Annotated in this window: 2 pseudogenes; both read left to right on the top strand. The window is 76.8% G+C overall.

The window, feature by feature from the left end:
• Positions 1-548: pseudogene (locus tag EAO77_RS36480) on the top strand (4-(cytidine 5'-diphospho)-2-C-methyl-D-erythritol kinase); the annotation flags it as partial.
• A gap of 20 nt (positions 549-568) precedes the next feature.
• A pseudogene (locus EAO77_RS36475) lies at positions 569-901 on the top strand (4-(cytidine 5'-diphospho)-2-C-methyl-D-erythritol kinase); the annotation flags it as partial.

The following is a 901-nucleotide window of genomic DNA, read 5'->3' as shown; positions in this document are numbered from 1 at the left end:
GCGGCTCGGCCGACGGCGCGGGCGCGCTGCTCGCGTGCGACGCGCTGTGGGGGCTCGGATCCTCGCGCGCCGAACTGCTCGCCATCTGCGCGGAGCTGGGGTCGGACGTGCCGTTCAGCCTGGTCGGCGGGGCGGCGCTCGGCACCGGGCGCGGCGAGCACCTCACGGAGCTGGAGGTGGGCGGCGCGTTCCACTGGGTCTTCGCGATGGCGGACGGAGGGCTGTCGACGCCCGCGGTCTACGGCGAGTTCGACCGGCTGAACGAGGGCGTGGCCGTGCCGGAGCCCGTCGCCTCACCGGACCTGCTCGACGCGCTGCGCACCGGGGACACGGGGGCGCTGGCCGGCACGCTCGTCAACGATCTCCAGCCCGCGGCGCTCTCGCTGCGGCCCTCGCTGGCGGCGACGCTCGCCGCGGGGATGGCGGCGGGGGCGCTCGCGGCGCTCGTGTCGGGCTCCGGTCCGACGACCGCCTTCCTGGCGAAGGACGAGGAGTCGGCGCAGGCGGTGGCGGCGGGGCTTCTCGCGTCGGGAACGTGCCGGGCGGCGACGGGGATGTCCTTGGCGATGTGGAGGTGCACGTCGGGGGCGATGCCGTGGCGCGCGGCTCGGCCGACGGCGCGGGCGCGCTGCTCGCGTGCGACGCGCTGTGGGGGCTCGGATCCTCGCGCGCCGAACTGCTCGCCATCTGCGCGGAGCTGGGGTCGGACGTGCCGTTCAGCCTGGTCGGCGGGGCGGCGCTCGGCACCGGGCGCGGCGAGCACCTCACGGAGCTGGAGGTGGGCGGCGCGTTCCACTGGGTCTTCGCGATGGCGGACGGAGGGCTGTCGACGCCCGCGGTCTACGGCGAGTTCGACCGGCTGAACGAGGGCGTGGCCGTGCCGGAGCCCGTCGCCTCACCG

Origin of the sequence: Streptomyces sp. T39, assembly GCF_008042045.1 — a bacterium.
Taxonomy (GTDB): domain Bacteria; phylum Actinomycetota; class Actinomycetes; order Streptomycetales; family Streptomycetaceae; genus Streptomyces.
This window is presented reverse-complemented; position numbering and strand designations above follow the sequence as displayed.